The organism is Candidatus Obscuribacterales bacterium, from assembly GCA_036703605.1.
Taxonomy (GTDB): Bacteria; Cyanobacteriota; Cyanobacteriia; order RECH01; family RECH01; genus RECH01.
Genome location: DATNRH010001211.1, coordinates 1 through 3,173 on the forward strand (window position 1 = coordinate 1; position 3,173 = coordinate 3,173).

Consider the following 3,173-nt stretch of genomic DNA (forward strand, 5'->3'; position numbering starts at 1 on the left):
TGATGAAATCGTAGATTTCTGTGTGTCCCGGGTTTTAGGTAGCTAGGGCGCTGACTACATTGCGATAACGCGATCGCCCCCTGACTTCTGAGATTGCGAGTACAATAGAAATTTGGGTATTTGAGCAGCGGAGTTCTAAGCAGTCTAGCAATGCTCTAGACAAGGCGATCGCATCATTACGGCGGGGGTGATGGGGGTTCGTGAATGGCTCAGATTTTTACTCGTCTATTCTGAATCACTCTCTATCGCGGCTGACGTCTCACGCATAAGTCTATGGTACTGCCGGTTGTTGCAATTATTGGTCGCCCCAATGTGGGCAAGTCTACGCTGGTCAATCGTCTCGCTGGGGTGAACGAAGCGATCGTTCATGATGAGCCCGGAGTGACGCGCGATCGCACCTACAAGCCAGCGTTCTGGCAAGATCGAGAATTTTTAGTCGTCGATACCGGCGGTCTTGTGTTTGATGACGATACGGAATTTCTGCCGCTGATTCGCGAACAGGCCATGGCGGCCCTCGCCGAAGCCAGCGCGGCCATCATGGTGGTAGATGGTCAAGACGGCGTCACCAACAGTGATGAAGAAATTGCTACCTGGCTGCGTCAGCATTCCGTGCCGGTGTTGATTGCGGTGAACAAGTGCGAATCGCCCGACAAGGGGCTGATGCAAGCGGCGGAATTTTGGAGCCTAGGCTTGGGCGAACCCTTTCCCGTCTCAGGCATCCACGGTAACGGCACCGGCGACATGCTGGATCAACTGATTACCCATCTACCGCCGATTAGCGAACTGGAAGAGCTAGACGAAATCCGTGTAGCCATCGTTGGACGCCCCAACGTGGGTAAATCGAGCCTGCTCAATGCCTTTGTGGGCGAAGCTAGGGCGATCGTTAGCCCCATTTCCGGCACCACCCGCGATGCCATTGACATGGTGGTAGAGCGAGACGGCAAGCGCTACCGGCTCATCGACACCGCCGGTATTCGCAAAAAGAAACAGGTGGAATACGGCCCAGAGTTTTTTGGCATCAACCGGGCCTTTAAGGCCATTCGCCGGGCCAATGTGGTGCTGTTGGTGATTGATGCCGTCGATGGCGTCACCGAGCAAGATCAGAAGCTCGCCGGACGCATCGCCGAAGAAGGCCGGGCCTGTGTGGTGGTGGTAAACAAATGGGACGGCGTCGAAAAAGACTCCTACACCATCTACGACCACGAACAGAAAACTCGCGATCGCCTCTACTTTGTGGAATGGGCCGAGATGATTTACGTCAGCGCCCTCACCGGACAGCGGGTACCCAAGATTTTAGACCTGGTCGATCGGGCTGCTGAACAACACCAGCGCCGCGTCTCCACCTCAGTGATCAACGAAGTCTTGGAAGATGCTGCCCGTTGGCACTCGCCGCCCACCACTCGCCAAGGTCGCCAGGGTCGGATTTACTACGGCACCCAAGTGACTAGCCAGCCGCCCTCCATCGCCCTCTTTGTCAACGATCCCAAACTCTTTGGCAACAACTACCAGCGCTATATTGAACGTAAATTCCGCGAAAGCCTTGGCTTTGCGGGCACCCCGGTTCGTCTCCTATGGCGCGGCAAGAAGATGCGCGAAATGGAGCGGGGATCCAACCGCGCCACCCGCGTGTAGCGCCCTAGCCCTCGCAGAATCAGGGTAGGGCGAAATCAGGGTAGGATGGAAAGTCGATTGGGCACCTCTGGTCTTCTATGGATTTATTGCGATCGCTCCCGATTGGGCTCTATCTTGAAACGCCCGTTACTTGGCTGCATAAAACCGATCCACGGATCAAACTCGGGTGGTTGGTCAGCATTTTGCTTAGCCCGATTGCTGCCAATTCTGCTTGGCGGCTCTCCATCGTTGGCTTTTTAATCATCCTCACCTTTATCCTGCGCATTCCAGGACGGGTATGGCGGCGGCAGCTCGGCCTCTTAGCCGCTTTTAGCCTGCTGCTGTTCGCCATCACCACCATTGCCCCCGATGGGCTGAATGTGTCCTATACGCCCCGATTACCAGCCCAGGATCTCACCTTCAATATGGTGCGATCGCCCGATGCACCAACGGCTTCACCCGCGGCTGACGAAGCCCTTGCTAACCTACCCCAGCCCACCAGCTACCGCTACATTTTGGTGCAGCAGCCCCTGTTTCGCATGGGCAACCGGCAGGTGATCGTCAAAGTGACCCAGCGCTCCCTCGACCTCGCCATTCGCATCGGCAGCCTCACCTTTATCCTGCTCTACAGCAGCACGCTGTATCTCTTGACCACCTCACCCGAAGAAATTGCCGCCGCATTTGAATACCTCGCCCAGCCCCTGAAACGGTTGGGAGTGCCTGTGACCGAAATTGTGCTCACCCTCACCCTCTCCCTACGGTTTATTCCCCTAGTGTTGGAGGAAGTGCAAAACCTGGTTCGCGCCGTGCGCACCCGAGGCATTAGCTGGAAAAAGCTGGGCTTTCGCGGCTCCGCTCAAGTTTGGCTGACGGTGGCAGAACGGTTCTTGGAAAACCTACTGCTGCGGGCCGAGCAAATCGCCAGCGCCATGCTCGTGCGCGGTTTTGTTGGTGCCAATCAACACCAGGTACGCTGGTACGAATTTCGCCTGAGGCTAGGGGATAGCATCATTATGGTTGGCATCCTAGCCTTTTGGGGCCTGCGTATCTATTGGGGCGGGCGCGGATGAGCAGAGAGCCCCAGAGCCAGCCCTGGCATTGGCGATCGCTGCCCTTGCAACAGCGCACTGGATCAGACGTCTTTGAGCAACTATTTCGATCGCCCTTTTGTACCGGCATCGGAGCGATCGCCACCCTGCTAGAAAGCCCCGCTACCTATTCTCCCTACGATTCCAGCCAGCCCTACCCTCAATCACGCTACTCCATCTGTGCCGGAGCACCCCGTCGTGATGGCGATCGATGGCGCATTTGGACACCCAGTCTCGGCCACATTCTGCCCACCTTGCAGCATCTCCACCAAGGAAACACCGCCCTTCCCGATCCAAGCCTACCCTTCACCGGCGGCTGGCTCGGCTGGCTTGGCTATGACCTCGCCTGGGAAATTGAACATCTGCCCTGGCGGCGGGAGGATCAACTCCCCTTCCCCGTTGCCTACTGGTACGAACCCGAGAATTTCGCCGTGCTCGACCATTGGCAGCAGCAGATCTGGATTGCCACCACCG

The 3,173-nt window shown here is 56.9% G+C and carries 3 protein-coding genes; all 3 read left to right on the forward strand.

Annotation, left to right across the window (positions count from 1 at the left end; genetic code table 11):
• Nucleotides 1–273 precede the first annotated feature (273 nt).
• Nucleotides 274–1,632 carry a ribosome biogenesis GTPase Der gene (der, locus tag V6D20_25035; GenBank protein ID HEY9819047.1) on the forward strand — a complete coding sequence of 453 codons (1,359 nt, stop codon included), beginning with the start codon at nucleotides 274–276 and terminating at the stop codon, nucleotides 1,630–1,632.
• Between the two features lie 77 nt (nucleotides 1,633–1,709).
• Entirely contained in the window at nucleotides 1,710–2,681 is a 972-nt protein-coding gene (locus tag V6D20_25040) for a CbiQ family ECF transporter T component (GenBank protein ID HEY9819048.1), read from the forward strand.
• Nucleotides 2,678–3,173: hypothetical protein (locus tag V6D20_25045; protein ID HEY9819049.1), on the forward strand; the 496-nt coding region annotated here is incomplete at its 3' end. The genes V6D20_25040 and V6D20_25045, both read left to right, overlap by 4 nt.